Annotated in this window: 29 protein-coding genes and 1 riboswitch; of the genes, 21 read left to right on the plus strand and 8 right to left on the minus strand. The window is 68.4% G+C overall.

Annotated elements, in window-relative coordinates; translation table 11 throughout:
- Positions 1-37 precede the first annotated feature (37 nt).
- The 10 genes from NTM_RS03740 to NTM_RS03785 all read left to right on the plus strand — a co-directional run bounded on the left by NTM_RS03740 (position 38) and on the right by NTM_RS03785 (position 9,507).
- Positions 38-2,944 carry a Na+/H+ antiporter subunit A gene (locus NTM_RS03740; RefSeq protein ID WP_104861782.1) on the plus strand — a complete coding sequence of 969 codons (2,907 nt, stop codon included), beginning with the start codon at positions 38-40 and terminating at the stop codon, positions 2,942-2,944.
- Positions 2,941-3,408: a Na(+)/H(+) antiporter subunit C gene (locus tag NTM_RS03745; RefSeq protein WP_104861781.1), complete on the plus strand. Its 468-nt coding sequence runs from the start codon at positions 2,941-2,943 to the stop codon at positions 3,406-3,408. Before NTM_RS03740 ends, NTM_RS03745 begins: the two co-directional genes overlap by 4 nt.
- The gene (locus tag NTM_RS03750; protein ID WP_163765503.1) at positions 3,405-5,021 is read left to right on the plus strand and encodes a Na+/H+ antiporter subunit D; all 1,617 of its coding nucleotides are present in this window, start codon (positions 3,405-3,407) and stop codon (positions 5,019-5,021) included. The genes NTM_RS03745 and NTM_RS03750 overlap by 4 nt, the downstream gene beginning before the upstream one ends.
- Positions 5,018-5,554 (plus strand): Na+/H+ antiporter subunit E, encoded by a 537-nt coding sequence (locus NTM_RS03755; protein WP_104861779.1) that lies wholly within the window; start codon positions 5,018-5,020, stop codon positions 5,552-5,554. Before NTM_RS03750 ends, NTM_RS03755 begins: the two co-directional genes overlap by 4 nt.
- A gap of 101 nt (positions 5,555-5,655) precedes the next feature.
- Positions 5,656-5,943, plus strand: coding sequence for a monovalent cation/H+ antiporter complex subunit F (locus tag NTM_RS03760; RefSeq protein WP_104861778.1), 288 nt, complete (start codon positions 5,656-5,658; stop codon positions 5,941-5,943).
- Positions 5,940-6,317: a monovalent cation/H(+) antiporter subunit G gene (gene mnhG / locus NTM_RS03765; protein WP_104861777.1), complete on the plus strand. Its 378-nt coding sequence runs from the start codon at positions 5,940-5,942 to the stop codon at positions 6,315-6,317. Before NTM_RS03760 ends, mnhG begins: the two co-directional genes overlap by 4 nt.
- The gene (locus NTM_RS03770) at positions 6,286-7,029 is read left to right on the plus strand and encodes an SAM-dependent methyltransferase (protein ID WP_163765504.1); all 744 of its coding nucleotides are present in this window, start codon (positions 6,286-6,288) and stop codon (positions 7,027-7,029) included. The genes mnhG and NTM_RS03770 overlap by 32 nt, the downstream gene beginning before the upstream one ends.
- A 60-nt stretch (positions 7,030-7,089) precedes the next feature.
- Positions 7,090-7,380: a type VII secretion target gene (locus tag NTM_RS03775; protein WP_163765505.1), complete on the plus strand. Its 291-nt coding sequence runs from the start codon at positions 7,090-7,092 to the stop codon at positions 7,378-7,380.
- A gap of 4 nt (positions 7,381-7,384) precedes the next feature.
- Entirely contained in the window at positions 7,385-8,749 is a 1,365-nt protein-coding gene (locus NTM_RS03780) for a WXG100 family type VII secretion target (protein ID WP_163765506.1), read from the plus strand.
- Positions 8,737-9,507: a hypothetical protein gene (locus tag NTM_RS03785; RefSeq protein WP_104861774.1), complete on the plus strand. Its 771-nt coding sequence runs from the start codon at positions 8,737-8,739 to the stop codon at positions 9,505-9,507. The genes NTM_RS03780 and NTM_RS03785 overlap by 13 nt, the downstream gene beginning before the upstream one ends.
- Here NTM_RS03785 and NTM_RS03790 read toward each other — a convergent pair whose 3' ends face one another.
- Genes NTM_RS03790 through napA form a run of 5 tightly spaced genes read right to left on the minus strand, consistent with a single transcriptional unit; the run spans position 9,508 to position 12,791 of the window.
- Positions 9,508-10,140 (minus strand): LON peptidase substrate-binding domain-containing protein, encoded by a 633-nt coding sequence (locus NTM_RS03790; RefSeq protein WP_104861773.1) that lies wholly within the window; start codon positions 10,138-10,140, stop codon positions 9,508-9,510.
- 1 nt (position 10,141) lies between these two features.
- Positions 10,142-11,284, minus strand: a complete 1,143-nt coding sequence (locus NTM_RS03795; RefSeq protein WP_163765507.1) for a glutamate--cysteine ligase — start codon at positions 11,282-11,284, stop codon at positions 10,142-10,144.
- Positions 11,265-11,975, minus strand: a complete 711-nt coding sequence (sodC, locus tag NTM_RS03800; RefSeq protein WP_163765508.1) for a superoxide dismutase[Cu-Zn] — start codon at positions 11,973-11,975, stop codon at positions 11,265-11,267. Before sodC ends, NTM_RS03795 begins: the two co-directional genes overlap by 20 nt.
- A gap of 10 nt (positions 11,976-11,985) precedes the next feature.
- A complete protein-coding gene (locus NTM_RS03805) occupies positions 11,986-12,441 on the minus strand; it encodes a LytR C-terminal domain-containing protein (RefSeq protein ID WP_104861770.1) in 456 nt (151 codons plus the stop codon).
- A 41-nt stretch (positions 12,442-12,482) separates the two neighbouring features.
- Positions 12,483-12,791 (minus strand): nucleoid-associated protein NapA, encoded by a 309-nt coding sequence (gene napA, locus NTM_RS03810; RefSeq protein ID WP_011778008.1) that lies wholly within the window; start codon positions 12,789-12,791, stop codon positions 12,483-12,485.
- A 149-nt stretch (positions 12,792-12,940) separates the two neighbouring features.
- On the opposite strand from napA, the gene NTM_RS03815 reads away from it, so the two are divergent.
- The 3 genes from NTM_RS03815 to NTM_RS03825 are packed head-to-tail and all read left to right on the plus strand — an operon-like array spanning position 12,941 to position 15,261.
- Positions 12,941-13,534: a peptide deformylase gene (locus tag NTM_RS03815; protein WP_104861769.1), complete on the plus strand. Its 594-nt coding sequence runs from the start codon at positions 12,941-12,943 to the stop codon at positions 13,532-13,534.
- Positions 13,535-13,537: 3 nt separating this feature from the next.
- On the plus strand, positions 13,538-14,437 hold the full coding sequence (locus NTM_RS03820) for an N-acetylglutamate synthase, CG3035 family (RefSeq protein WP_104861768.1): 900 nt from the start codon (positions 13,538-13,540) through the stop codon (positions 14,435-14,437).
- 5 nt (positions 14,438-14,442) lie between these two features.
- The gene (locus tag NTM_RS03825; RefSeq protein ID WP_104861767.1) at positions 14,443-15,261 is read left to right on the plus strand and encodes an exodeoxyribonuclease III; all 819 of its coding nucleotides are present in this window, start codon (positions 14,443-14,445) and stop codon (positions 15,259-15,261) included.
- A gap of 44 nt (positions 15,262-15,305) precedes the next feature.
- Here NTM_RS03825 and NTM_RS03830 read toward each other — a convergent pair whose 3' ends face one another.
- Entirely contained in the window at positions 15,306-15,605 is a 300-nt protein-coding gene (locus NTM_RS03830; RefSeq protein ID WP_104861766.1) for a hypothetical protein, read from the minus strand.
- Between the two features lie 205 nt (positions 15,606-15,810).
- Between NTM_RS03830 and NTM_RS03835 the strand changes: the two genes are divergently transcribed.
- A complete protein-coding gene (locus NTM_RS03835; protein WP_163765509.1) occupies positions 15,811-17,517 on the plus strand; it encodes an HNH endonuclease signature motif containing protein in 1,707 nt (568 codons plus the stop codon).
- 10 nt (positions 17,518-17,527) lie between these two features.
- Positions 17,528-17,908, plus strand: a complete 381-nt coding sequence (locus NTM_RS03840) for a DUF7715 family protein (protein ID WP_163765510.1) — start codon at positions 17,528-17,530, stop codon at positions 17,906-17,908.
- Here the strand turns inward: NTM_RS03840 and NTM_RS03845 are convergent.
- Positions 17,905-19,638, minus strand: coding sequence for an MFS transporter (locus NTM_RS03845; protein ID WP_163765511.1), 1,734 nt, complete (start codon positions 19,636-19,638; stop codon positions 17,905-17,907). The two genes, NTM_RS03840 and NTM_RS03845, sit on opposite strands and share 4 nt — an antisense overlap.
- A gap of 107 nt (positions 19,639-19,745) precedes the next feature.
- Positions 19,746-19,830, plus strand: a riboswitch (TPP riboswitch).
- 8 nt (positions 19,831-19,838) lie between these two features.
- Here NTM_RS03845 and thiD point away from each other — a divergent pair.
- From thiD to NTM_RS03870, 5 genes are read left to right on the plus strand one after another with little or no spacing between them, the layout of a single operon-like run.
- Positions 19,839-20,684 carry a bifunctional hydroxymethylpyrimidine kinase/phosphomethylpyrimidine kinase gene (thiD, locus tag NTM_RS03850; RefSeq protein ID WP_163765512.1) on the plus strand — a complete coding sequence of 282 codons (846 nt, stop codon included), beginning with the start codon at positions 19,839-19,841 and terminating at the stop codon, positions 20,682-20,684.
- The gene (locus NTM_RS03855) at positions 20,681-21,304 is read left to right on the plus strand and encodes an alpha/beta hydrolase family protein (protein ID WP_163765513.1); all 624 of its coding nucleotides are present in this window, start codon (positions 20,681-20,683) and stop codon (positions 21,302-21,304) included. The genes thiD and NTM_RS03855 overlap by 4 nt, the downstream gene beginning before the upstream one ends.
- A gap of 14 nt (positions 21,305-21,318) precedes the next feature.
- Positions 21,319-22,050: a septum formation family protein gene (locus NTM_RS03860; RefSeq protein WP_163765514.1), complete on the plus strand. Its 732-nt coding sequence runs from the start codon at positions 21,319-21,321 to the stop codon at positions 22,048-22,050.
- A gap of 45 nt (positions 22,051-22,095) precedes the next feature.
- A complete protein-coding gene (locus NTM_RS03865) occupies positions 22,096-23,586 on the plus strand; it encodes a flavin-containing monooxygenase (RefSeq protein ID WP_163765515.1) in 1,491 nt (496 codons plus the stop codon).
- Positions 23,587-23,595: 9 nt separating this feature from the next.
- Entirely contained in the window at positions 23,596-23,862 is a 267-nt protein-coding gene (locus NTM_RS03870) for a DoxX-related protein (RefSeq protein ID WP_104861759.1), read from the plus strand.
- On the opposite strand, the gene NTM_RS03875 is transcribed toward NTM_RS03870, so the two are convergent.
- Positions 23,829-25,061, minus strand: coding sequence for a TetR/AcrR family transcriptional regulator (locus NTM_RS03875; protein WP_435405023.1), 1,233 nt, complete (start codon positions 25,059-25,061; stop codon positions 23,829-23,831). The two genes, NTM_RS03870 and NTM_RS03875, sit on opposite strands and share 34 nt — an antisense overlap.
- Before the next feature lie 58 nt (positions 25,062-25,119).
- Here NTM_RS03875 and NTM_RS03880 point away from each other — a divergent pair, with 58 nt between their 5' ends.
- Positions 25,120-26,340, plus strand: coding sequence for an APC family permease (locus NTM_RS03880; protein WP_232079889.1), 1,221 nt, complete (start codon positions 25,120-25,122; stop codon positions 26,338-26,340).
- Positions 26,341-26,345: the final 5 nt, after the last annotated feature.

Consider the following 26,345-nt stretch of genomic DNA (forward strand, 5'->3'; position numbering starts at 1 on the left):
CCGCCCGACAGCGTGCCGCCCACGACGAGACGGAGCCATGCTCGCCATCCTTGCTGCCCACGCGGCCGCCGCGCTACTGGCGCCTCTGTTGGTGTACCGCTGGGGGCGTTCGGCGTTCTATCCGCTTGCGCTGGTGCCGCTGCTGTCGCTGATCTGGGTGGTGCTGAACTGGCCTGACAAGGGTCAGGCGCACGTCGTCGACGTCTCCTGGGTGCCCAGCCTGTCGATGGACATCACGCTGAGGTTCGACGCACTGGCCGCGGTGATGAGCGTGCTGGTGCTCGCGATCGGCGCGCTGGTGCTGTTCTACTGCGCCGACTACTTCCACCACCACGACGGCCACACCGAGAAGCGGCTGCCCAGCTTCGCCGCCGAGCTGGTCGCCTTCTCCGGCGCCATGTTCGGGCTGGTCACCAGCGACAACCTGCTGCTGCTCTACGTCTTCTGGGAGATCACGACGGTTCTGTCGTTCCTGCTGGTCGGGCACTACGCGGAGCGTGCGACGAGCCGGCGGGCTGCGATGCAGGCGCTGCTGGTGACCACGTTCGGCGGCCTGGCGATGCTGGTCGGCATCATCGTGCTCGGCAACATCGCGGGCACCTTCCTGCTTTCAGAGCTGATCGCGGCCCCGCCGACCGGGTTGGCGGCATCGGTGGGTCTGGTGCTGATCCTCATCGGCGCGCTGTCCAAATCGGCGATCGTGCCGCTGCACTTCTGGTTGCCCGGCGCGATGGCCGCGCCGACCCCGGTCAGCGCGTACCTGCACGCCGCGGCGATGGTGAAGGCCGGCGTCTACCTGATCGCCCGGATGACGCCGGGGTTCGCCGACTCCCCCGAGTGGCGCCCGACCGTGGTGACCCTCGGCCTGCTGACGATGCTGCTGGCCGGCTGGCGCGCGATCCGCGAGTACGACCTGAAGCTGATCCTCGCGTTCGGCACGGTCAGCCAGCTCGGTTTCATCACGATCATGGTCGGGGTCGGCGGCAGCGAGATGATGCTCGCCGGACTCGCCATGCTGTGCGCGCACGCGATGTTCAAGGCCGCGCTGTTCATGGTCGTCGGCATCATCGACCACGCCACCGGCACCCGCGACATCCGCAGGCTGGCCTGGCTGGGCCGGCGGCACAAACCGCTGCTGATCATCGGCTGCGCGGCGGCCGCAAGCATGGCCGCGCTGCCCCCGTTCTTCGGCTTCGTCGCCAAGGAGGCCGACTTCGAGACGGTGCTGCACAGCCCCTATCTGGGTGCGGCGTCGCCGTTCGTGCTCACCGGCATCGTGTTGGGTTCGGTCCTGACGACGGTGTACAGCCTGCGGTTCGTGTTCGGCGCCTTCGGCCGCAAGGGTCTGCCGCACCCCAGCACCCGGGTCGAGGAGATGCACCGGCCCGGTCCCGGCTTCCTGATCCCGCCGGCGATCCTGGCCGCGGCGGGCCTGCTGTTCGGCCTGTGGCCGAAGCCGCTGGACACCGTGCTGAGCAACTACAGCGACACTGTCCCCAACCCGCAGGGCTATGACGGCGACTACTACCTGTCGCTGTGGCACGGGGTGAACCTGCCGCTGATCCTGTCGGCGCTGGTGCTGGTCGCGGGCATCGCGATCTACTTCGGGCGCAAACGGCTGCGCCGCGCCCGCGCGGACTTCGTGCCCCTGGGCAACGCCGACCGCATCTACGACGCCGTCATCCGCGGCGCGGACGTGCTGTCGGTGCGGGTCACCGCGCTCACCCAGCGTGGCTCGCTGCCCCAGACCCAGTCGTTCATCCTGGTCACCCTCGCCGTGCTGCCGATCGTCGTGCTCGGGCTCGGCGCGCGCACCCAGCCCCGGTTCGAGATCTGGGATTCGCCCCCGCAGGTGGTCGTCGGCCTGCTGATGGCCGCGGCGGCGCTGACCGCGGTGGTCCTGCGCAACCGGCTCGCGGCGGTGCTGATGGTCGGCGTCACCGGGTACGGCTGCGGCGCGATCTTCGCGTTCCACGGCGCTCCTGACCTGGCGCTGACGCAGTTCCTGGTCGAGACGCTGACGCTGGTCGCGTTCGTGCTGGTGCTGCGCACCCTGCCCGCGGAGACCAGCCGCGAGGAGACCACCCGCTACCGCGGGCCGCGCGCCGCTCTGGCGATCGCGGTGGGCGCGACCGTCACCACGCTGGCCGCGTTCGCGATGGCCGCCCGCAACACCAGGCCGCTGGCCGAACTGCTGCCCGAAGCCGCGTACAAGCTCGGCCACGGTTCGAACACCGTCAACGTGATCCTGGTCGACATCCGCGCCTGGGACACCATGGGCGAGGTGTCGGTGCTGCTGGTGGCCGCGACCGGCGTCGCGTCGATGGTGTTCCGCAGCCGGCGGTTCGGTTCCGCCCCGAGGGTCTCCGACGCCGGCCAGCCCGATATCGGCAGGCTTCCGGTGTCCGCACACCACAGCCCGGCCGCCGGTGACATCACGTGGCTGCGCGGCAGCGAGCTGCGTGACCCACGGCACCGCTCACTGGTCCTCGAGGTCGCCACCCGGCTGATCTTCCCGGTGATGATGGTGCTGTCGGTGTACTTCTTCTTCGCGGGCCACAATGTGCCGGGTGGCGGTTTCGCCGGCGGTCTGATGGCCGGCCTCGCGCTGGTGCTGCGCTATCTGGCCGGTGGCCGTTACGAACTCGGCGAGACGCTGCCGCTGGACGCGGGCAAGATCCTCGGCGCCGGCCTTACGCTGGCGGCCGGCACCGCGGCGGCCTCCCTGTTGCTCGGCGCCCCGGCGCTGTCCTCGGCGGTGATCGAGTTCGACGTCCCCGTGCTGGGCAGCATCAAGTTCGTCACCGCACTGTTCTTCGATCTAGGGGTGTATCTGATCGTCGTCGGATTGGTGCTCGACGTGTTGCGCAGCCTCGGCGCGCGCATCGACGTCGAGATGAGCGAGCTGGCCGAGCAGAACAAGCAGGCGGTGCGGCAACGATGACGACCTACCTTGTCCCGCTGATGATCATCGGGGTGCTCACCAGCGCCGGCGTCTATCTGCTCCTCGAACGCAGCCTCACCCGGATGCTGTTGGGGCTGCTGCTGATCGGCAATGCGATCAACCTGCTGCTCCTCAACACCGGCGGCCCGTCGGGCAACCCGCCGGTGCGCGGGCGCACCAGCGCTGACTCCACCACGATCGCGGATCCGTTGGCGCAGGCGATGATCCTGACCGCGATCGTGATCACGATGGGTGTGGCCGCGTTCGTGCTGTCGTTGGCCTACCGCTCCTACCGGATCAACACGATCGAAGAAGTCAGCAACGACCCCGAGGACACCAGGGTCTCGCAGCTGTCGGGCAAAGAGGACGACGAGCTCGACGACCGTCCGCAGCCCGACGTCACCCGTGACACCGATCTGCCCGACGAATTGGACGCGCTACCCGGTTACGAGGGGTCGCGATGATCGGCAGTCATCTCGCGCCGGTCCTGGTGCCGTTGCCGGTGCTGGTACCGCTGCTGGGTGCGGCGATCACCTTGTTCGCCGGCCGACGTCCGAGGCTGCAGCGCTCGCTGGTGGTGTTCGCACTGTCCACCGTCGTCGTGGTGTCGGGTGTGCTGCTCTACCTGGCCGACCGCGACGGCACGATCGCGGTGCAGGTCGGCGGCTGGGGCGCGACAGAACCCGGGATGGGCCCGCTGGGCGTGACGCTGGTGGTGGACCGGTTGTCGGCACTGATGCTGGTGGTGTCGTCGATCGTGCTGCTGGCGGTGGTCTTCTACGCCATCGGCCAGGGCATCCGCGACGGCGACGACCGCCAGCCGGTGTCGATCTTCCTGCCCACCTACCTCGTGCTGTCGACGGGCGTGTTCATGGCCTTCCTGGCCGGGGACCTGTTCAACCTGTTCGTCGGCTTCGAGGTGCTGCTGACGGCGAGCTTCGTGCTGCTGACCATCGGGGCCAGCAAGGAACGGGTGCGCGCGGGCATCTCGTACGTGATGGTGTCGATGGTCTCGTCGCTGGTGTTCCTGTTCGGTATCGCGCTCGTGTACGCGACCACCGGCACGCTGAACCTGGCGCAGATCGCGGTGCGACTCGACGACGTGCCGTCGGGCACGCGGATGGCGTTGTTCGCCGTGCTGCTGGTCGCGTTCGGGATCAAAGCCGCGGTGTTCCCACTGTCGGCGTGGCTGCCCGACTCCTACCCGACCGCACCCGCCCCGGTCACGGCCGTGTTCGCCGGCCTGCTGACCAAGGTCGGCGTCTACGCGATCATCCGCGCGCACACACTGCTGTTCCCCGGCGGCGGGATGGACGGGGTGCTGATGGTCGCCGGCGTGCTGACGATGATCATCGGCATCCTCGGTGCGATCGCCCAGAGCGACATCAAGCGTCTGCTGTCGTTCACATTGGTCAGCCACATCGGCTACATGGTGTTCGGCATCGCGTTGTCCAACCACCTCGGCATGTCCGGCGCGATCTACTACGTCGCGCACCACATCCTGGTACAGACCACGCTGTTCCTGGTGGTCGGCCTGATCGAGCGACAGGCAGGCGCGTCGACGCTGGAGCGGCTCGGCGGCCTCGCGGCGGCGAGCCCGCTGCTGGCCTTCCTGTGGGTGATTCCGGCGCTGAACCTCGGTGGCATCCCGCCGTTCTCGGGTTTCATCGGCAAGGTCGCTCTGCTGGAGGCGGGTGCGGAATCCGGCTCGGTGCTGGCCTGGATCCTGGTGGCCGGCGGCGTCATCACCAGCCTGCTGACGCTGTACGTGGTGGCCCGGGTGTGGACCAAGGCGTTCTGGCGACTGCGCAAGGACGCGCCCGAAGGGCACCTGGCCGGGCCGGCTCCGTCGGCGCTGCTGGACAACACCGACGACACCATGGACATCGAACTCATCGAGCGCGACGATGTCGGCAAGATGCCGCTCGGGATGCTGGTCCCGACCGGCGCGCTGATCGTGGTCGGGTTGCTGCTCACGGTGCTCGCCGGGCCGATCTTCGCGTTCAGCGACCGCGCTGCCGACGAGGTGCTGGACCGCGGTCAATACATCAGCGCGGTGCTGGGAGGTGCGCCGTGAGGCACAACGCGCTGCGGATCTGGATCGTCTGCTGGCTGGTGTTCGTCTGGGTTCTGTTGTGGGGCAACATCTCTGCGGCCAACCTGCTGTCGGGTCTGGCCGTCGCGCTGGTGATCACGGTGCTGCTTCCGCTGCCACCGGTGCCGGTGGAAGGCCGTATGCACCCGCTGTCGACGCTGCGGCTGGTCGTGACCGTGGCGTACTGGCTCGTGGTGTCCTCGATGCAGGTCGCGTATCTGGCGATCAAACCGGGCAAGCCGCCGCTGACCGCGGTGCTGCGCGCACACCTCAACGTCAAGTCCGACCTGGTGCTCGCGCTGGCGGTCAACATCATGAACCTGACGCCGGGCAACATCGTGCTGGAGATCGACCAGACCCGAAGGATGGTGTACGTGCACGTCCTCGACGTCGGATCGGACCGCACGGTGAACCGGTTCTACAGCCAGGTCGAGCAACTGCAGCGGATGCTGGTCGCGTCGTTCGAACGCGACGCCGACTGGAAGCCTGCGGCGGAGAAGGAGGCCGACGCATGACGGTTCAGCGAGAAGCGAAGGCGGATCGCGCATGACGGTTCAGCGAGAAGCGAAGGCGGATCGCGCATGACGGTTCAGCGAGAAGCGAAGGCGGATCGCGCATGACATTCGTCTGGATCGCCGCCGGCACGATGCTGTCGCTGGCGGCGTTGGCCACCATGTTCCGCATGCTGCTCGGGCCGACGACGTTGGACCGGCTCGTCGCGCTGGACACCCTTGTCGCGGTGACGATGTGCGCGATCGGGACATGGGCGGCGTTCAGCCTGGACACCACGGTCACCTACAGCCTGACGGCGCTGGCGCTGATCACGTTCATCGGATCGGTCAGCGTGGCGAGGTTCCGTGTTCCGGACGTCGCCGACCCTGCCGACAAGGGGCCGTCCCGATGATCTCCGATGTCATCGCCGGTGTGCTTATCCTGCTCGGGTCGGCGCTGGCGCTCACCGCCGCGATCGGCGTGGTGCGGTTCCCCGACACCCTGTCGCGGATGCATGCGGCGACCAAGCCGCAGGTGCTCGGTCTGCTGCTGGTGCTCATCGGCGCGGCACTGCGCCTGCGCGGCCACGTCGATATCGGCATGCTGATCCTGACCGGTCTGTTCACGATCATCACCGCACCCGTGATCGCGAACCGGGTGGGCCAGCTCGCGTACCGCGAACAGAACATCCGGGACGATCTGCTGACCAGGGACGAGATGCATGATTTCGCGGCCGAACGGGAATCCGGCGGTCATGACGGTTCTGGACAGCCCGGGAGTACCTGACTCCGGGTGTGACGCGATCGCCCTTGCCAACGCGATCGCGCGGGTCCGCGAAACCGCAAGGAGACAACCGCTTTTCACGGATCCCTATGTCCAGCTGCTGGTCGACGCCTCCCGTTCGGGCGAACCCGACCCGGTGCCGCCGGCGGTCGCCGATCACATCGCGGCCCGGACCAAGTGGTTCGACGACTACTTCCTCACCGCCGGCTCGGCCGGCGTGGTCCAGGTGGTGATCCTGCAGGCCGGCTTCGACACCAGGGCGTGGCGCCTGCCGTGGCTGTCCGACACCGTCATCTACGAGGTGGACCGCCCGGAAGTGCTTGCGTTCAAACAGGACACGCTGCGACGGGCCGGCGCGGTCCCGTCCGTCGGCTATGTGCCGCTGCCGGCGGTGGCCGGCGACGACTGGACGAGGGCGTTGACGGCCGCCGGGTTCGCCCATGACGAGCCGACCGCGTGGGGTATCGAGGGACTGATGCCCGCGTTGGACCCGCAGGCGCGCGAAGAACTGCTGGAGCGCATCGACCTCTACAGCGCCCGCGGCAGCCGGATCGCGATCGAGACGGAGGCCGACAGCGATCCCGACGTCGACTGCTGGTTGTGCGCGCGACACTGGGAAATGGGCTCGGTCGCCTCGGCGGATCTGTTGGAGCGCTACCACCGCGATCGCGCCCACGCCACGTCGGGCATCTTCGTCGGCGGTCGCAAGCACTGAGACTCGGGCCCTGAATTTTGGTGCGCGCAGGGCCTCCAGGCGCCGGTAACGTCGGATGCCATGACGTTGATGGTGGATCCGGACATCCTGCGAGCCTTCGCGGGCCAGGTGGACACCACCTCGACGGTGATCGCCGACGGTGACGCCGGCGCGAAGGTGTCGACGGCGGCCGACGGACTACCCGGTTCGACGACGCAGTGGGCCGCGCACCTGGTCGGTACCCACGTGGGCGATCAGGCGGCGGCCCTCGCGGCGGACGTCGGCAGGATCGGTTCCGCGGTGCGCGGATCCGCCGGGGATTACGAGGTCACCGACTCCGATCTGGCCAAGAACTTCCAGGGCCTCTTCTGACGCCGTGCTTCCCTCTCGTTCGCGCCTGGAATCGTGGAATCCCGACTCGTTGTCCTTCACCGGTCCCACCGTCAAGGCGGCCGGGGACGCCGTCGAACAGTCGGTCGGGCGCATCGACGTGAACCTGCGGCAGATGCCGGAGACGCGGAGTTGGGCGGGCACCGCGCACGACGCCGCGACCGACATGCTGGGTCGTGCGCACAGATCGGCCGAGAAGTTCCGTGACCACCTCTCGTCCGTCGCCGGCGCGCTGACCGCAGGTGCGAGCACGCTCGGGGCCGCACGCCGTGCGTTGCTGGACAGAGCGGATCAGATCGACGCGGGCCCACTGAACGTGTCGGAGGGCTGGGCGGTGCTGATCGATCCCGGCGCCCAGTCGGGCGAGCAGATCGCCGAGTTGATGGAACTGGTCGTCACCGAGCAGGCGGCCGTGAACACCCTCCTTCTCGCTGTCGGCGACGCCGACGCCGCGCTGGCCGAGAAGCTCATGGCGGCCGCTGCGGTATTCGGTTTCACTCCCCCTCCCGCCGAGGGACTGCCCGGCATGCTCACCCCCGCGGCCCGGCGGCCGGCCGACGACGTCCCGAGCCCGCGTGATCCGCTCGGCCTGTTGCAGCAGGACACCGTGCGCGCCGAGGCCATGGCGACGACCGTGCGCGAAACACAGTCCGGATTCACCGACGACGGTCACTTCGAGAAGACGATGATCATGCAGGACGGCAGCAAGATCCGGATGACGGAGTACGAGTACGACTACGCGCGCGGCGTGCCCGACATGGTCAAGGAAGAGCATTTCGACGCCGACGGACAGCTGATCTCGTGGACGACGTCCAGCCGCACCCCGGGCGGATACGAGAACACGACTTTCAACTGGGCCGACGGCTCGCAATACGTCGTCGACCGCTCCCCCGAGGGTGTCGTCACCGGCCACTTCAACCTTCCGGATGGCCGCCGGGTGCTGCTCGATCCCGACAGCCCGCTGCTCACCACGGTTCCCGCCCGCATCGGCGACGTCATGACCGGCCTCGACGCGCACATCGCGGGCGGTGGACGGATCCCGATGCTCTCGATGGACAACGTGGAGAAGCTCGGTGCGGGCGCGAAATACGGCGGGGCGGCGCTGGGCACGATGACGGCGATGTATGACTTTCTGAAGGCGGCGACACCCGAGGACAAATGTGTCTCGGTGTTCGCGGGCGCGTTCGGGTTGGCCGGCAACGCCCTCGGCGGTGCCGGGGGTGCGGCGGTCGGTGCACCGATACCGCTTCCCGGCACCACCGCGGGAGGGGCCATCACAGGTGCACTGGTGGTCGGCGGGTTGTTCACGCAGGCGGGAACCAAGGTCGGGGAGGTGTTGTGCGGCAGCTAGACAACGCTCCACCGCCGCCGCACTGGCGCCCGAACCTCACCGCGTGGACGTGGGTGGGCGTCGTGGTTTTCGTCGTCGGGACCATCTACTGCGTGGTGCGGGCCGCGACGTCGGTGGCGCAGGGTTCGGTGTTGGGGGCGCTGATCGCGGGCGGTCTGGCGCTGATGTGTGTGGGCTTACTGGCGGTTCTCGCAGTGACCTTCACCGTCTCGGCGGCCCGATACCGGGAGTCGGGCGGGTCCGCGACGACCCTTCGGGTCAATCCCGTGATCGCGGTTCTCTACGGGGTCGCGCTCGCCGGCGCGGTGTTGGCGTCGTCGCTCTACGTGATCTTCTCCGGCCGGGAGTCGGTCCGGATGTTGTTCGGCGCCGACGAGGTCGTGCGTTTCCTGATGGCCGCGCTGCTGGGGATCTCCCTACTCGGGCTGATCGGTCTGGTCAGGTCCCGCGAGCCCGGACGTCTGCGGCTGACCGCGGCCGGGGTCGAGCACGCCACGTTCCTCGGAACCCGTTCGGCCGGCTGGAATCAGATCACCGACATCGCCGACTCGGCAGGCAATCGGGCCCTGAATCCGATCGTGCTGACCGTCCGGGACGCCAAGCCCATCGTGGTGTCGAACGCCGACCGCTACGGGGACGGCGGGCCGGCGGTTTACTGGCTGGTGCGCCACTACTGGCGGCACCCGCAGGACCGAGGCGAGCTTGCCGACGGCCGTGCCCTGCAACGGCTTGCCGCCGCACAGTTCACCACCGACTGATCACTCCGAGAGCTGGAACTCCACCATCGCGATGATGGTGTCGACCGCCTCGGACAATGCCGTCACCCGCTCGGCGACGGTGGGCGCGGCCAGGATCGCATATCGGTCGGCCTGCCCCATCGGGAGCCGGTTCGTCAACGCGTACAACCACTGTGCGGCATCGCCGGATGCGTCGGCGCCGAGGATGATGTCACGAGCGTTGACCTGCGCGCCGCGCGCGGCGGCGATGCGCTCGAACAAACCGACGATCCGTTCCTCGATGTCGCGGATCGCGTCGACGTCGACCGCGGGCCCGGGCTCATCGGGCCACACCTCGATCACCGCCCGGGGATACGGGTCGTCCGGCAGCCATTCGAGCACCCGGATACGCTCCCCCAGCTGACATTTCAAACGGTAGAGGCCGGTGCCGGTCTCCGTGTATTGGGTGATGCGGGCCAGCACCCCGACGTCGCTGCGGGTGTCACCGCCGCCGACCTCACGCCCCGCCGCGATCATCACCACACCGAACACCGGCTCGTCACCGGCCAGGCACGCCCGCACCAGCGCGGTGTATCTCGGCTCGAAGATCCGCAGCGGAAGCTCCTCACCGGGCAGCGTCGCCACCTCGAGCGGGAACATCGGCAGGGTCGGCACGCTAGAGCACCAACTCGCTCACCAGGGCGTCGACGACGGCACGCAGGTCGCCGTCGTGTTCCTCGGCGACGCGGCGCTGCCGTTGGTAGGACGCCCCGTTGTGGTAGATGTCGGGGACCCGGGCGAGCTCGTCGACGCAGCCCAGCCGCTTGGCGACGGGCTGCAACCGCTCGAGCAGATCATCGAGGTCGTCGGTGACGAGCCGCTCGTTGCTGTCGGCGTCGAGGATGATGATCGCGTCCAGGCCGTAACGTGCTGCGCGCCACTTGTTCTCCTGCACATGCCACGGCGGCATCACCGGCAGCGAGTCGCCGGCCTCGATCCGGCGGTCCAGGTCGACGATCAAGCAATGGGTGAGCGCAACCAGCGCGGAGAGCTCGCGCAGATTGGAGACGCCGTCGAAGATCCGGACCTCGATGGTGCCGAGATGAGGGGACGGCCTGATGTCCCAGCGGATCTCGTTCATGTGGTCGATGATCCCGGTCTTCTTCTGATCGCTGACGAAGCGTTCCCATTCCCGCCACTCCTGAAAGTGGAACGGCAACCCGGCCGTCGGCAACTGCTGGAACATCATGGCGCGGTTGCTCGCATAGCCGGTGTCCTCACCGTCCCAGAACGGCGAGGACGCCGACAGCGCCAGCAGGTGCGGGTACTGGTGCAGCAGCGACGTGATGATCGGCATGACCTTGTGCGCCGACGAGATGCCGACGTGCACGTGCACGCCCCAGATCGTCATCTGCCTGCCCCACCACTGGGTCCGCTTGATCAGCTCGGCGTAGCGGGGCGCATCGGTCAGCTTCTGCGCCGACCAGTCCGCGAACGGATGGGTGCCCGCGCAGAACAACTCCATACCGCGCTGACGCACGACCTCGCGCACCGGGCGCAGGGTCGAGGCGAGGTCTTCCATCGCCTGGCCCGAGTTCTCGCAGATGCCCGTCACCACCTCGACGGTGTTACGCAGCAATTCCTTGTGGACGTGCGGGTTCTCGCCGATCTCGGCGATGACGGACGCGGCCTCGTTGCTGAGGTCCCTGGTCTCGGCGTCGACGAGAGCGAACTCCCATTCGACGCCGACAGTCGGACGTACCGACCCTTTGAAATCGATACGGCTGCTTGCGCTTCCGTCAGGAACCGGTGATGACACCGCAGGCCACCCGCGCTCCGGCGTCGCCGGTCGCCAGGGTGTTCTGATCCGGCGGGGGTGCACCGTCGATCTGCTGGTAGCGCTCCGGCGGGATGTTGGCGAAGTTGTCCGGCTTCTCGTGGATGATGATCGCGGTGCCCGCACCGTCGAGCAGATCCTCGGCGGTGAACGCATCCGTCGTCGTCACCAGCATGGCCGAACCGTCCTCACGCACCTGCAGCGACGACAGGTCGCCGCTTGCGGGGTGGCCACTGTGGCCCGGCACCTGGAAATGCCCGCCGGCGGAGTTGAAGTTCGCGGGAGCACCGCCGGTCGGGGCGACCGAGTTGGCCTCGCACTTGCCCACCGAGTGGATGTGCATGCCGTGGAATCCCGGTGCCAGCTGGCCGGTTCCGGTGGTCTCGACGGTCACGGTGGCGTAACCGTCGGAGAACACGATTTCGGCGTTGGCGACCATGGTGCCGTCAGCCAGGTTGAGTTCGGCGGTCAGGGTTTCCCCACTGGCCTGACCGGAGCCGCTTCCGTGTCCGGATCCGTGTTCGCCGGGCGCCGCGGACGGCGACGGCGAACCGGTCCACACCGGCGGTGTGGTGCCCGGAGAATCCGAGGGCACTTCTCCCGGAGGGGCGCACGCACTCAACACAAGCGCGGGCACTGCAAACAACGTGGCGGCAGCGACGGACCTGAGCATGGGCAAGAGCCTAACCGGTGACCAGTACGACCACGCCCGGTGGCTGCTCTATGAGCTCCGGAACCCTCGGTGCGACCGGCGCCTGCAGCAGTCGGCCGACCTCTTCGGCGGCTTCCTGCTCGCCCTCGGTTTCACCGAAGTACACCGTGGTGACCGTGACTTCCGGCACCACCAGGTTGCCGACCTCGGTGACGTCCCACTTGTCGTCGCGCAGTCGCGTGGCGGTCGATTCCGCGGCGCCGGGGATCTCGGAGATGTTGAACACACGGACTTCGGGGCGCGCCGGTTCGGGCGCCGCCGATGTGGTGGTCGTGGTCGTGGTCGTGGCGGTGGTCGCGGCCGTCGACGCGTCGTCGTCGGAACCGCTCAACGCCTGGAACCCGACGAGCAGGAACACCACGCCGAGGAACAGCAACACCATGACGATGGCACGTAGGGGCAGTCCCGAAGACTCTCGCTGGTTCATCGGCGCCTACTGTATCGCGGGCCGGCGCCCGGACCGGTGACCTAAGTGACGTCGAAGCCGAGTCGACGCGCAGCCCTGGCCTTCTGCCTGCTGGCCCGCAGCCTGCGCAGCCGCTTCACCAGCATCGGGTCCGCGGCCAGCGCCTCGGGCCGGTCCACCAGGGCGTTGAGCACCTGGTAGTAGCGGGTTGCCGACATCGAGAACAGCTCCTTGATGGCGTCTTCCTTGGACCCGGCGTACTTCCACCACTGGCGCTCGAACGCCAAGATGTCGTGCTCGCGACGGGTCAGACCGTCGGTGGGCTCGGTGTCGTCCCCAGAACGCTCAGCCCGCGCGATGGCGCCGTCCATATCGCTACTTGGACCCTTCCGGAAATCGAAATGACATAGATGTGGTTTCGGCGAGTATTCAATCACGGTTGGGTCACGCGCATCGTCACAAACGCCGCGAGTCGGCAGCCGAAAGCACCGCGTGCGCGCTGCCGCCTAAGCTTTCCGGCATGGCCGTCAGACCGATCTGCATCGTCGGAGATCCCGTCCTGCACACCCCGACCGAACCCGTGCCCGTCGGGCCGGACGGTTCGCTGCCCGCCGAGATCGCAGACCTGATCCAGGACATGTACGACACGATGGACGCCGCCAACGGAGTCGGGTTGGCCGCCAACCAGATCGGGGTGAACAAGCGCCTCTTCGTCTACGACTGCGCCGACTCGCGCAAGAAGACCACCCGTCGCCGCGGTGTCGTCGTCAACCCGGTGTTGGAGACCTCGGAGATACCCGAGACCATGCCCGACCCCGATGACGACGACGAGGGCTGCCTGTCGGTGCCCGGCGAATCGTTCCCGACCGGGCGGGCCGACTGGGCGCGGGTGACGGGGCTGGATGCCGACGGGAACGAGATCGTGCTAGAGGGCACCGACCTGTTCGCGCGCATGCTGCAGCACGAGACCGGCCATCTCGACGGCTTCCTGTATTTGGACCGGTTGATCGGCCGCAACGCCCGTGCGGCGAAGAAGGCAGTCAAGTCCAACGGCTGGGGTGTTCCCGGGCTGACCTGGATGCCCGGTGAGGATCCCGATCCGTTCGGGCACTGACCGGTGAGCGAGTTGCCCGAGGTCGGGACCCGGGTCAGCCTGCGGTATCGGCTGCCGACCGACACCGACCGGCCGATGACCGACGTAGTCGGCCACATCGTCGACCCGGGTGACGACGCCGGCGACGTGGTCCGGATCAGGACCCGCCGCGGTGACGTCGTCGACGTCGTCCGCGAGGATGTGCTGGCCGTCCGCGTCGTCCCGGAGATGCCGGTGCGCACCGGCGAGATCCGCAACCTGGAACACGCCGCGGCACTGGGGTGGCCGGGCACCGAAAGCCAGTGGCTGGGCGGCTGGTTTCTGCGGCATGGTCGCGGTGTCACGCGGCGCGCCAACTCCGCGGTGCCGCTGCAGTACTCGTCGTTCTCCGAGATCGCGCAGGTGGCCGACTGGTACCGCGCCCGCGGTCTGCCGGCGCTGATCTCGGCCCCGGACCGGCTGTTGCGGCTGCCCGACGCAACGCCGACCGACGCCGAAAACCTGGTCATGACTGCCGATATCGCACCATCCGGGGAGATCCCGGTTTCGCAGACCCCCGACGATGCGTGGCTGGGCATCTATCAGCGCGACGTGCCGGTCGACGTCCTGACCGCGGTCGTCGACGGCGAGGTCGGCTTCGGCATGCTCGACGAGGCGGCCGTCGGGCGGGTGGCGGTGACGGAGGCACCCGACGGCACCAGGTGGGCGGGCGTCTCCGCGGTGCGGGTGGACGAGGGCGCGCGGCGGCAGGGGCTGGCCCGGAAGCTCTGCGACGGGCTGCTGACCTGGGCGCATCAGCGCGGTGCTACCCGCTGCTATGTCCAAGTCGTCGCCGAGAACACCGGTGCCCGTGCACTTTACGAGAAGATGGGCTTCGTGGTCCATCACCGGTCGCGGTACGTCGACGCCGAGGACCTACTGTAGGGCCCATGCGTCTGGCTACCTGGAACGTCAACTCGATCCGTGCCCGCGTCGACCGCGTCACCGACTGGCTCGAGCGCGCCGACGTCGACGTGTTGGCGATGCAGGAGACGAAGTGTTCCGACGACCAGTTCCCGACGATGCCGTTCGCGGCGTTGGGCTACGAGGTGGTGCACTGCGGGTTCAGCCAGTGGAACGGGGTCGCGATCGCCTCCCGGATCGGAATCGACGCTGCCGAGGTCGGTTTCGACGGGCAGCCGGCATGGGGGGACAAGCCCGAGGTGGAGGCTGCCGCCGAGGCGCGCGCACTGGGCGCCACCTGCGGCGGGGTCCGGGTGTGGAGCCTCTACATACCGAACGGGCGCACGGTGGATTCACCGCACTACGCCTATAAGCTGGAATGGCTTGCCGCGCTGCGGGACACGGCCGCATCATGGCTGGCAGCCGACCCGTCCGCGCCGATCGCACTCGTCGGCGACTGGAACATCGCCCCGTTCGATGACGACGTGTGGGACATCTCGCTGTTCCAGGAGAGCACACATGTGACACCGCGGGAGCGGGACGCCTTCAACGCCCTCATCGACGCCGGATTCACCGACGTGGTAAGGCCTTTCACGCCCGGGCCGGGCACGTTCACCTATTGGGACTACACGCAGCTGCGGTTCCCGAAGAACCGCGGCATGCGCATCGATTTCATCCTGGGATCCCCGGCGTTCGCGTCCCGTGTCACCCACGGGGAGATCGCCCGCGACGAGCGCAAGACGGGCAAGAACCGGGTCGGGTCCCCGAGCGATCACGCGCCGGTCGTGGTGGATCTGGACATCTGAAAAGGGGCGCCCCGAAGGACGCCCCTTTCGTCACGTGTCGCCGGTCAGCGGACGTTGACGTGGTACACGTAGCCGGTGATCGTGTTCTGGTAGGTCCGGTCGTTGCGGAAGTCGCGCACGGTGCCGCGGATCGCCGGGCCGCGGTTGACGCCCACGACGCTGGCCTCACCGAGCGGGGTGTCCGACAGCCGGTGCACGATCACGCGATGGCCTTCGCGCTCCAGCGCAGCGATGGTCGCCTGCGCGTCCGAACCCGTCGGAGCCGCGGCGGCCGGTGCTGCCAGCCCCACGACAGCGGCCGACAGAGCTGCTACGACTGCGGCTGCGATGTTGAACTTCTTCATTTTCTTTTCCTGCCCTTCCCTGTTGGCGGTGGGTCGGAGCCGTGGAGCGTGTCGCGCGGTCTCGACTTACGGTGGTGCTCGATCTTGATGATCTGCACTGGTAAACCCGCAGTTCAACCGGATAATTCCGGTGGCAGGAAATGATCGTCGGGTGGCAGAACTACGACGATGAAACTTGTCGGCGGGCCGCACTACACTCGAACACATGTTCGATGCATCGTTGCCGGGGCCCGACATCGTGGCCACCCTCGACGACGCCGAACTCTGCGCCGCCATCGCGGGCTGGGCCGCCGCGTCGGCGGCCGCGGACGCCCGGAAACTCGCCGCCATCGCCGAACTCCACCGCCGCGCCACCACAGACCGACTCCGCGAACGCGATGCCGTCGACGACACCGACGCTGCCGCCGCCCAACTCTCCTGCACTCTGACCCTCAGCCACGGCAAGGCCCTGGCAATGATCGACCTCGCCATCACCCTCCGCGACCGACTCCCCCAAACCGCCGCCCGCTACCTCGCCGGCCAGATCAGCCCCACCCTGATCACCACCATCGCCTACCGCACCTTCCTCGTCACTCCCGCCGCACTGCCCGCCATCGACACCGCCATCGCCGAACGTGCCCACCGCTGGGGCACTCTGACCCAACACCAACTCAGCACCGCGATCGACACCTGGATCCACCGCCACGACCCCGACGCCGTGCGACGCACCCGCAACGCCATGCGCGGGCGCTACTTCACCATCGACACCCAACCCCGCTCCGGCACCGACCCCGCCGCCGGCACCGTCACCGTCCACGGCCGCCTCACCGGGCCCGACGCAGCCCTCGCCCGCGCGCGTCAAGCCGAGATGCAAGCCCACCTCTGCCCTGATGACCCCCGCACCCAAGACCAACGCAACGCCGATGCCGCCGGCGCCTCCCTGGCCGGATTCCACCGGCTGGCCTGCGCCTGCGACAACGCCGAGTGCCCCGGCAAAGCCGGCGACGGCTACACCTCCCACATCACCATCCACGTCCTGACCGACCCCGAGAGCCTGCACGCCGAACCCGACCCCGATTACCACGGCCACACCCCACCGGCCACCCGCGACGAACACGCCGGATTCGAGGCGGAGACAGCGGCGCCGGTCCAGGATCAGCCCACCGCTGACTCCACCGAGGACACCGCACTCAAGTCTGAGGAAGCGGCCCCGAAACCCGCGCCCACTACGAAACCCCCTGTGCCGGTGCAGGATCTTCCCGCCGTCATCGCCGGCGGCACCATCGTGCCCGCACCCCTGCTGGCCGAACTCATCGCCCGCGGCGCGACCATCCGCCTCATCAACGCCGAAACGATGACCACCGAGCCCCGGTACCGTCCCTCAACGGCCCTGGACCGCTTCATCCGCACCCGCGACATGACGTGCCGCTTCCCCGGGTGCGACCGCCCCGCCACAAACTCCGACATCGACCACACCACCCCGTGGCCCATCGGAGCCACCCACCCCGCCAACACCAAGTGCTACTGCCGCCTGCACCACCTGGTCAAGACCTTCCTCCCCGGCTGGACCGACACCCAACACCCCGACGGCACCATCACCGTCACCACCCCCGCCGGAACACGCTGCAGCAGCAAACCTCTCAGCACCCTGCTGTTCCCCAACTGGCGCACCACCACCCCCCCCCCACAACCCGCCACACTCAACCCACCGGCCGCCCCCGGCCGGCACCTCAAAATGCCCACCCGCCGACACACCCGCGCCCACAACCGGGCGACCTACATCACCCGCGAACGCAAACTCAACAACACCGAACGTAAGGCCGAACGTTCTGGCCGCACAACCACGACCACATCCACACCCCGCGCCCGACCCAGCACCTTCGACACACCCACGCCCCCACCCGACTACGGCAACGACCCACCACCTTTCTGAGGAGGAAACGATGAAGATCCTTGTGGCGACCGGACATACACAGGGAACACACCCCGGCGATTACCACTACTGCGTCGAGCGGGAGCTGGTGTGGATCCAGGAGCCGTGCGGACGCGACCTGCGCGATCCTGACGGCCCGTGCGGGTGCGGCCGCGGATTCGCCGGCGCCGCATCACATCGGGCCACCACCACGGCCATGGTGGTGGAGTCCGAGATGACCAGGGACGAAATGATTCTCGCGTTTCAGACCAGCCTCGAAGACGGCGGGTGGCCACCGGAGTGGGCCGAGGACGTCACCGACGAGAACCTCGACATCGCGGCGCGTCTGCCTGCCGGGGCGATCATCACGCGGAAACTGGAGAGCTTCTTCGTGCGCGGCGCGATGTTCTAGACGTCTTCGGGCGCTTCGGAGTAGCGGCCGGGATTGAACAGCGAGGCGACCATTCCGAGCACCATCATGATCGCCGCGGCGACGAACACCACGACCAGACCGGAGTGGAAGGGCTCGGTGATGAGATTGGGGAAGAACGTCTGCCCGGTCAGCACCTCGGCGTTGACGCCGGGTTGCTGCAGCGCGTGATACGGCTCCAGCAGTTCGGCGATCGGGTTGTAACCCAGGAACGCCGCGAACAAGCTCCCGACCGGCGGCAGGTCCGCGACCTGGCGCGCGACATCAGCCGAAACACCCTGCGCCTGAAGACCAGTGCTCAACGCTGTCGGCAACGTGTTGGCCAGACCGACGATCATCAGCGAGAAGAAGATGCCGATCGACAGCGACGAGCCCGCGTTGAAGAACGTCGCGCGCACCCCGGACGCGGCGCCCCGCTCCGACGCCGGCACACTCGACATGATCGCCGCGGTGTTCGGCGCGGTGAAGATGCCGCCTCCGACGCCGTTCAGAAAGATCAGCAGCGCGAAGATCCAGTAGTCGAAGTCCACCGGGATCAACACGAGCGCGATGAACGACGCGGCCATCAACGCCATCCCGCCCACCGTCAGCGGCCGCGCGCCGTAGCGGTCCGACAGCCAGCCGGCGACCGGCCCGGCGAGCAGGAAGCCTATCGTGATCGGCAGCATGTAGATCGCCGACCACAGCGGCGTCGCCTCGAAGTCGTAGCCGCGCAGCGGAAGCCAGATCCCCTGCAGCCAGATGATCAGCATGAACTGCAGGCCACCGCGTCCCATCGACGACATCAGCCCCGCGAAGTTGCCCATACCGAACGCCGTCGACCGGAACAACCGCATGTTCACCATCGGTTGCGCGACACGCAGTTCGACGACACAGAACACCACCAGCAACGCGAACCCGGCGGCGATCGCACCGACCACCCACGGATTGGTCCAGCCGGTGGTCGACTCCCGGTAGGGCTGGATGCCGTAGGTGATCCCGATCAGCAGGACGGTCAAACCGATCCCGAAGGTCAGCGTGCCCGCCCAGTCCAGCCTGCCCGGCGTGCGCACCCCGATCTCGCGCAGCGAGCGCATGCTCCAGATGGTGCCCGCCAGCCCGATCGGCACCCCGACCCAGAAGATCGCCTGCCAGTGCCATTCCGACAGCACGCCGCCGATCAGCAACCCGAGGAACGAACCAGCCACCGCCGCAACCATGTTGACGCCCAGAGCCATTCCGCGCTGGTTCGCGGGGAACGCGTCGGTCAGGATCGCCGACGACGACGCCATCAGCATCGCGCCACCGAAGCCCTGCACGACCCGCCACGCGATCAACCAGATCGCGCCGCCGTCGAGATGAAACGGGTCGAACGACAGCGCGATCGCCGCCACGGTGAACACCGCGAAGCCGATGTTGTAGATGCGGACCCGGCCGAACATGTCCCCGAGACGGCCGAACGGCACCACCAGCACCGCCGTCACCACCAGGTACCCCATCAGCATCCACAGCAGGTAGCTGATGTTCGACGCCGACAGCGGATTGAGGCCGATACCGCGGAAGATGGCGGGCAACGAGATCAACACGATCGACGCGTTCACCGTCGCAAGCAGCGTTCCCAGCGTCGTATTCGACAGGACGATCCACTTGTAGTGCGGGTGGTCGGCATCGAAACGGCGCCGTGCCGTGGCTTTGGCACCGGCGGCCTTCGTGCCGGTCCGGGTTTCCGTCATCGCATTCACCTCACCCATAGAAAAACATATATTAGCTATGCAAATCATTGGGTCGCAATTCGGGATTTCGCGGGCTCCGGCGCTGCGCTAGCGTGGCTACCCGACCACACGGGAGCGCGTGCCGAGCGCGCTGAGAGGACGGGTAGGCCCGTCGACCGTACGAACCTGACCGGGTAATGCCGGCGTAGGGAGAACGAGAGATGACCGAAGGCATGTATCTGCCGTTGAGCCTGACCGGCCAGACCCCGCTGCGGGTGCTGACCATCGCCGGATCCGACTCCGGCGGCGGCGCGGGGATCCAGGCCGACATGCGCACCTTCGCGCTGCTCGGTATCCACAGCCTCGTCGCGGTCACCGCCGTCACCGTGCAGAACTCCATGGGCGTCAAGGGCTTTCACGAGATGCCGGTCGACGTCGTCGGGGGCCAGATCGAGGCCGTCGCCTCCGACATCGGCATCCACGCCGCCAAGACCGGCATGCTCGCGTCCTCGGCAATCATCGAGACCATCGCCGACGTCTGGGTCGGCCAGGGCCTCGACGGCGCGGTGCCGCTGATCGTGGACCCGGTGTGCGCGTCCATGCACGGCGACCCGCTGCTGCACCCCGATGCGCTCGCGGCGCTGAAGGAGAAGCTGTTCCCGCTGGCCACCCTCGTCACCCCCAACCTCGACGAGGTCAAGTTGCTCGTCGGTATCGACGTCGTGGACGAGGAATCCCAGCGCGAGGCCGCCCGCGCGCTGCACGCGCTCGGCCCGAAATGGTCGCTGGTCAAGGGCGGACACCTGCGCAGGTCGGCGCAGAGCCCCGATCTGCTGTTCGACGGCACCGAGTTCCACCGGTTCGACACCACCCGCATCGACACCGTCCACGACCACGGCGCCGGTGACACCCTGGCCGCCGCGACCGCGAGCGCACTCGCGCACGGCTACTCGATGCCCGATGCTGTCGGCTTCGCCAAACGCTGGGTCACCGAATGCCTGCGCGCCGCCTATCCGCTGGGTCAGGGGCACGGGCCGGTGTCGGCGATGTTCCGGTTGCCGTCATGACCCTCCCGGAGATTCCCGAGATCGCGGGCGTCCTGCACCACCCCGACGCGGCCCCGCGCGGTGTCGTCGCGCTGACCCACGGCGCCGGCGGCAGCCGCGAATCCCCGATGCTGGTCGCGCTGTGCGACGAATGGGCCCGCCGCGGCTGGCTCGCCGTGCGCTACAACCTGCCCTACCGCAGGCGCAAGCCGAAGGGTCCGCCGTCGAACTCCGCGGCGACGGACATGGCCGGCATCGTCGAGGCGGTCAGCACGGTGCGCGACCTCGTCGACGGACCCGTCATCGCCGGCGGCCACTCCTACGGGGGACGGCTGACGTCGATGGCCGTCGCCGACGGGCTCGAGCTCGACGTACTGACGCTGTTCTCCTATCCGCTGCACCCACCCGGCAAGCCGGAACGCGCCCGCACCGAACACCTGCCCCGGATCACGGTGCCGACGGTGTTCACCCATGGCACCGCGGACCCGTTCGGCACGCCCGAGGAGATCCGGGCCGCGGTCGCGCTGGTCGGCGCGCCCACCGAAATCGTCGAGGTGACCGGTGCACGGCACGACCTCGCATCCAAGAAGCTCGATGTGCCCGCGCTCGCCGTCGAGGCAGCACTCCGCCGTCTCGGCTGAGCTACTGTCGCAACGTGACCGTACCGCCACCGCCGGGGCCGCCTGGGCCGCCTGAGCCGCCTTACGGGCAGCCCCAGTGGGGGCAGCCTCAGTACGGTCAGCCCGGCCCCGGTCAACCCGCATATGGCCACCCCTATCCGCCGCCGCCACCGCTGCCCTACCCCGACGATCCTGGGCAGCATCCCTACACCCCGGCGCGGCGGACCAACTGGTGGGCCGTCGTCGGGCTGATCTTCGGCGCCATCGGCGGGGTCGTGGTGGGTTTCGTCTGCGGCGTCGTCGGCCTGATCAAGGCGAAGGAGTACGGCAGCGGCCGCAACATGGCGCTCGGAGCGATCGTGCTGTCGGCGCTGTGGACGGTCGGGTTGCTGATCTTCGTGGTCGCTGTCGTCAACAGCGACCGGGTCACCGCGACCGACGTCGAGGTCGGCGACTGCCTCGCCGAGATCCCCGACGGCGAACGCGTGCTGACGGTCAAGACGATCAGCTGCGATGAGCCGCACGCCGGCGAGGTGTTCGCCGTGCTGACCATGCCGGGCGGCGACTTCCCCGGCCAGGAGGTGGTCGAGGCCTACCACGAGCGGTGCAGCCCGGAGCTGGTGTCGTACTCGCCGCAGTCGATGTTCGACGACTCCGTGCAGCTCTACGTGCTCTACCCGACGAGGGAGACCTGGGACAACGGCGATCGCGCCGTGACCTGCATCGCCACCCTGGATCCGCCGCGCACCGGCTCGATCCGGGGCTGACCTCGCGATTCCGGCAACTACCGGTACCTCGGGTACCGTTTGCGCATGACTTCGGAGCGGTTCGACGCGGTCATCGTGGGTGCAGGATTCGCGGGAATCGGCGCGGCGATCCAATTCAAGCGGATGGGGATCGACGACTTCGTCATCCTGGACCGCGAGGACGATCTCGGTGGCACGTGGCACGTCAACCACTACCCCGGGCTGGCGGTCGACGTGCCGACCACCACCTACTCGTACTTCTTCGAGCCCAACCCGAACTGGTCGCGGCTGTTCGCCACCGGAGACGAGATCAAGCAGTATTGCGATGACGTCGCCGACAAGTACGGCGTGCGCCGCCACATCCGCTTCGGCGTGACCGTCGAGGGCGCGCGCTGGGACGACGAAGCCAAGCTGTGGCAGGTCGGCCTCGCCGACGGCACAACGCTGTCGGCCCGGTACCTGGTGACCGCCACCGGGTTCCTGTCCCAGCCGCGGATGCCCGAGATCCCGGGCATCACCGAGTTCGCGGGCCGGGTCATCCACACCACCGCCTGGGACGACTCCTACGACCCCGCCGGCGAGCGGATCGCCGTCATCGGCACCGGCGCGACCGCGGTGCAGCTGATCCCCGAATTGGCCAAGACGGCGGGTGAGCTCACGGTCTACCAGCGCACCCCGATCTGGGTCGCGCCCAAGCTCGACTTCCGCATCTCCGAGCGCACCAAGCGACTGTTCGCCCGGATGCCGTGGACTCAGCGCGTCATCCGTGCGATCACCGACAACATCTACGAGACGATGATCAACGTCGGCGTGGTGCACTACCGCGTCCCGTTCTTCCGCCGGCTGAACATCTCCGCGATGGACCTGTGCAAGATCAACCAGTTCATCCAGGTCCGCGACAAGGACCTGCGCCGCCGCCTGACACCGGACTACGACATCGGCTGCAAGCGACCGACGTTCTCCAACAGCTACTTCCGCACGTTCACCAAACCGCACGTGCACCTACAGAGCGACGGCATCGACCACGTCACCTCCGACGGCATCGTCAACGCCGACGGCACCAAGACCGTGATCGACACCCTGGTGCTGGCCACCGGTTTCGACCTGTGGGAGGCCAACTTCCCAGCCATCGAGGTGATCGGACGCGACGGCCGTAACCTCGGAAAGTGGTGGCGGGAGAACAGGTTCCAGGCATACCAGGGTGTGTCGATGCCCTGCTTCCCGAACTATCTGAGCCTGGCCAGCCCGTATGCGTTCCTGGGGTTGAACTTCTTCAACACCATGGAGTACCAGATGCGGCTGATGGACCGGCTTTTCGGTGAGCTCCGGCACCGCGGCGCCACCACGTTCGAGGTCACCGAGCAGGCCAACACCGCCTACCTCGACCGGATGACCGAACTCCTCGGCGACTCACTCTGGACCCTCGGCAACTGCGCGTCCTCGCGGTCCTACTACTTCAACCCGCACGGCGAACCGAGCCTGCTGCGGCCGATGTCGACGCAGGACGCCATCACCGAAGCATCGACTTTCCCGCTCAGCGACTACTCCTTCGTCTAAGATCCGCCTGTGCCCAAAGAGAATTCACGTGCAGCCACCGTCGCAGGCCTGGCCCTCGCCGGAACCGGCCTGTCCCACTTCGTCGCTCCCCAGATCTACGACGATCTGACCAAGTCGGCGTTCCCGACCAACACCCGGCAGCACGTGTACATCGACGGCGCCATCGAGACCGCGGTCGGCCTCGGCATCGCGTCGCCGAAGACCCGCAAGTGGGCGCTGATCGGCTTGGCCGCGTACGGGGTCTACATGCTGGGCAACGTCGCCCGTAACCGGTAGCCGCCGAGCAACACCGCATCCATCAGGCGCTGCACGATCTGGCGGGCCTCGTCGGTTCGCGAGTCGCCGACGAGTCGTCCGAGATCGATCACCAGCGACGACGCGGCGTACACCGCGAAGCGCCCCTCGGCCGGCGTCCACTCCGGGCGAACCGCGACCACGAGTTCGACCCATGATTCGAGCGTGGCGCGTTGCAGGCCCCTGATGATCCGCTGGTCGGCGGGCGTCATGTTGAGCCGTTCGCTGTAGTAGACCCGTTCGAGCTCGGGCTGATCGAAAGCGCGGGCGATGTAGGCGTCGGTCACCGCGGCCAACGCGTCCGCGGGGTCAGGAACCGACGCGATGATCGCCGCGAGGGCGGCCGACATCCGGTCGGACGCGCGACGGAAGATCGCGGCCAGGATGTCGCTCTTGCCCGAGAAGTACTTGTAGATCCCGGATGCCGGAATCCCGACCGCCGACGCGATCTGCTCCATGCTGGTGTCGCGGTAGCCGTTGTGCGCGAACAGACGGATCGATTCGGTCAGCAGCGCTTCGTATTTCGACGTCTCGACGGTGAGGCGGACCGGGTCCTGCGGCACCGGTGCGTCCGCCACATCCGTGGGTAGCTCGACGGCGACGACGGCCCGGCAGATCTGCTGCATCACCCGATGCACCTGTGCGGCGGGGAGTTTGGCCCGGTGATCGACGATGCTGCCGACCACCGACAGCACAGCGGTCGTCAGCGTGACCAGTTGCGGGTGGGTCAGTTCGGGCCGCAGCATCGACAGCGGGCCGCGGATGCGGCGGTGCACGGTGCGCGCCTGATCGAGCAGCGCCTCGTGATCGTCGCCACGCAGGTACCTGCCTTCCCATCGGTACAGCCCACCGGAACTGCGGTTCGCCAGCGCGATGTCGGTCAGCGCCGCGACCAGCCCGTCGAGGACGGTCTGCGGATCGTCGCCGGCGATGTCGGCGGTGCCCTCGACCAGTTGCCGGCCCAGGTTGAGCACCGCACCGCGGAACAGTTCGTACTTGCCCGCGTAATGGCGGTAGAGGGCGGGCGCGGAGATGCCCACCCGCGACGCGATCAGCTCCATGCTCACGCCGTTGTAGCCCAGCTCGCTGAACGCCTCGGCCGACGCACGCGCAATCTGCGCTTTCCGGTCCTTAGGCCGACGTCTGATGCCGATCTCGTCGGCGGATCGCCTCACCTGCACACGATATCGTGGGCCCGTGACCGCGGCCGACGAGCCGGTACTGCACCGAAGACTGGGCATGTTCGACACCGTCACCCTCGGCCTCGGGTCGATGGTCGGGGCGGGGATCTTCGTCGCGCTCGCCCCCGCCGCGGCGGCCGCGGGCAGCGGCCTGCTGATCGCGCTGGGCCTGGCCGCGGTGGTCGCGGTGTGCAATGCGATGTCCTCGGCCCGGCTGGCGGCGCGCTATCCGCAGTCCGGCGGCACCTATGTGTACGGCCGCGAACGCCTCGGGCCGTTCTGGGGGCACACCGCGGGCTGGAGCTTCGTCGTCGGCAAGACCGCGTCGTGTGCGGCGATGGCGCTGACTATCGGTTACTACGTGTGGCCGGACCACGCCCATGCGGTGGCCGTCGGGTGCGTCGTCGCGCTGACCGCCGTGAGCTGTGCCGGCGTGCAGCGCTCGGCGACGCTGACCCGGGTCATCGTCGCGGTGGTGCTGGGCGTGCTCGCGACGGTGGTGGTGCTGATCCTCGGATTCGGCGGCGCCGACGCGTCGCGGCTGGCGCTCGGCGCGGACGTCACCGCGTACGGCGTGCTGCAGGCCGCCGGGCTGCTGTTCTTCGCGTTCGCCGGCTACGCGCGGATCGCGACGCTGGGTGAGGAGGTGCGCGACCCGGCGCGCACGATCCCGCGGGCGGTCGCGCTGGCACTGGCGATCGCGCTGGCGGTGTACGCGGTGGTCGCGGTGGCGGTGCTGGCCCAGCTCGGCGCCTCGGGGCTGGCGTCGTCGCGGGCCCCGCTCTCGGATGCGGTGCGCGCCGCCGGGTTCCCCGCGGTCACGCCGGTGGTCGCCGCCGCGGCGGCACTGGCCGCGCTGGGCGCCCTGCTGGCGCTGCTGCTGGGGGTGTCGCGGACGACGCTGGCGATGGCCCGCGACCGCCATCTTCCGCACGTCCTTGCCGGCGTCCATCCGCGGCACGGGACACCGCAGCGGGCAGAGCTGACCGTCGGCGTCGTGGTCGCGGTCGTGGCGGCCGTCGCGGATGTCCGCGGCGCGATCGGGTTCTCGTCGTTCGGGGTGCTGCTGTACTACGCGGTCGCGAACGCGTCGGCCTGGACGTTGACCGCCACGTTCGGCGCGCGGCTGGTGCCCGCCGTCGGCCTTGCCGGTTGCCTGGTGCTCGCGTTCACCCTGCCGCCGGTGGCGGTGGCCGCCGGGGCGGTGGTGGTGGTGCTCGGCATGCTCGCCTACGCGGTGCGCGGGTGGACTGGCGGCGCCGCGCGCCGTGGTGTGTAGTTCTC

The sequence above is a fragment of the Mycolicibacterium parafortuitum genome (assembly GCF_010725485.1).
Lineage (GTDB): Bacteria > Actinomycetota > Actinomycetes > Mycobacteriales > Mycobacteriaceae > Mycobacterium.

Excerpts from the sequence above, each read along its gene's own strand:
- NTM_RS03740 (WP_104861782.1), top strand. The coding sequence starts at position 38 with ATGCTCGCCATCCTTGCTGCCCACGCGGCCGCCGCGCTACTGGCGCCT.
- NTM_RS03745 (WP_104861781.1), top strand. The coding sequence starts at position 2,941 with ATGACGACCTACCTTGTCCCGCTGATGATCATCGGGGTGCTCACCAGC.
- NTM_RS03750 (WP_163765503.1), top strand. The coding sequence starts at position 3,405 with ATGATCGGCAGTCATCTCGCGCCGGTCCTGGTGCCGTTGCCGGTGCTG.
- NTM_RS03760 (WP_104861778.1), top strand. The coding sequence starts at position 5,656 with ATGACATTCGTCTGGATCGCCGCCGGCACGATGCTGTCGCTGGCGGCG.
- mnhG (WP_104861777.1), top strand. The coding sequence starts at position 5,940 with ATGATCTCCGATGTCATCGCCGGTGTGCTTATCCTGCTCGGGTCGGCG.
- NTM_RS03770 (WP_163765504.1), top strand. The coding sequence starts at position 6,286 with ATGACGGTTCTGGACAGCCCGGGAGTACCTGACTCCGGGTGTGACGCG.
- NTM_RS03775 (WP_163765505.1), top strand. The coding sequence starts at position 7,090 with ATGACGTTGATGGTGGATCCGGACATCCTGCGAGCCTTCGCGGGCCAG.
- sodC (WP_163765508.1), bottom strand. The coding sequence starts at position 11,975 with ATGCTCAGGTCCGTCGCTGCCGCCACGTTGTTTGCAGTGCCCGCGCTT.
- NTM_RS03805 (WP_104861770.1), bottom strand. The coding sequence starts at position 12,441 with ATGAACCAGCGAGAGTCTTCGGGACTGCCCCTACGTGCCATCGTCATG.
- napA (WP_011778008.1), bottom strand. The coding sequence starts at position 12,791 with ATGGACGGCGCCATCGCGCGGGCTGAGCGTTCTGGGGACGACACCGAG.
- NTM_RS03815 (WP_104861769.1), top strand. The coding sequence starts at position 12,941 with ATGGCCGTCAGACCGATCTGCATCGTCGGAGATCCCGTCCTGCACACC.
- NTM_RS03825 (WP_104861767.1), top strand. The coding sequence starts at position 14,443 with ATGCGTCTGGCTACCTGGAACGTCAACTCGATCCGTGCCCGCGTCGAC.
- NTM_RS03830 (WP_104861766.1), bottom strand. The coding sequence starts at position 15,605 with ATGAAGAAGTTCAACATCGCAGCCGCAGTCGTAGCAGCTCTGTCGGCC.
- NTM_RS03835 (WP_163765509.1), top strand. The coding sequence starts at position 15,811 with ATGTTCGATGCATCGTTGCCGGGGCCCGACATCGTGGCCACCCTCGAC.
- NTM_RS03840 (WP_163765510.1), top strand. The coding sequence starts at position 17,528 with ATGAAGATCCTTGTGGCGACCGGACATACACAGGGAACACACCCCGGC.
- NTM_RS03845 (WP_163765511.1), bottom strand. The coding sequence starts at position 19,638 with ATGACGGAAACCCGGACCGGCACGAAGGCCGCCGGTGCCAAAGCCACG.
- thiD (WP_163765512.1), top strand. The coding sequence starts at position 19,839 with ATGACCGAAGGCATGTATCTGCCGTTGAGCCTGACCGGCCAGACCCCG.
- NTM_RS03855 (WP_163765513.1), top strand. The coding sequence starts at position 20,681 with ATGACCCTCCCGGAGATTCCCGAGATCGCGGGCGTCCTGCACCACCCC.
- NTM_RS03865 (WP_163765515.1), top strand. The coding sequence starts at position 22,096 with ATGACTTCGGAGCGGTTCGACGCGGTCATCGTGGGTGCAGGATTCGCG.
- NTM_RS03880 (WP_232079889.1), top strand. The coding sequence starts at position 25,120 with ATGTTCGACACCGTCACCCTCGGCCTCGGGTCGATGGTCGGGGCGGGG.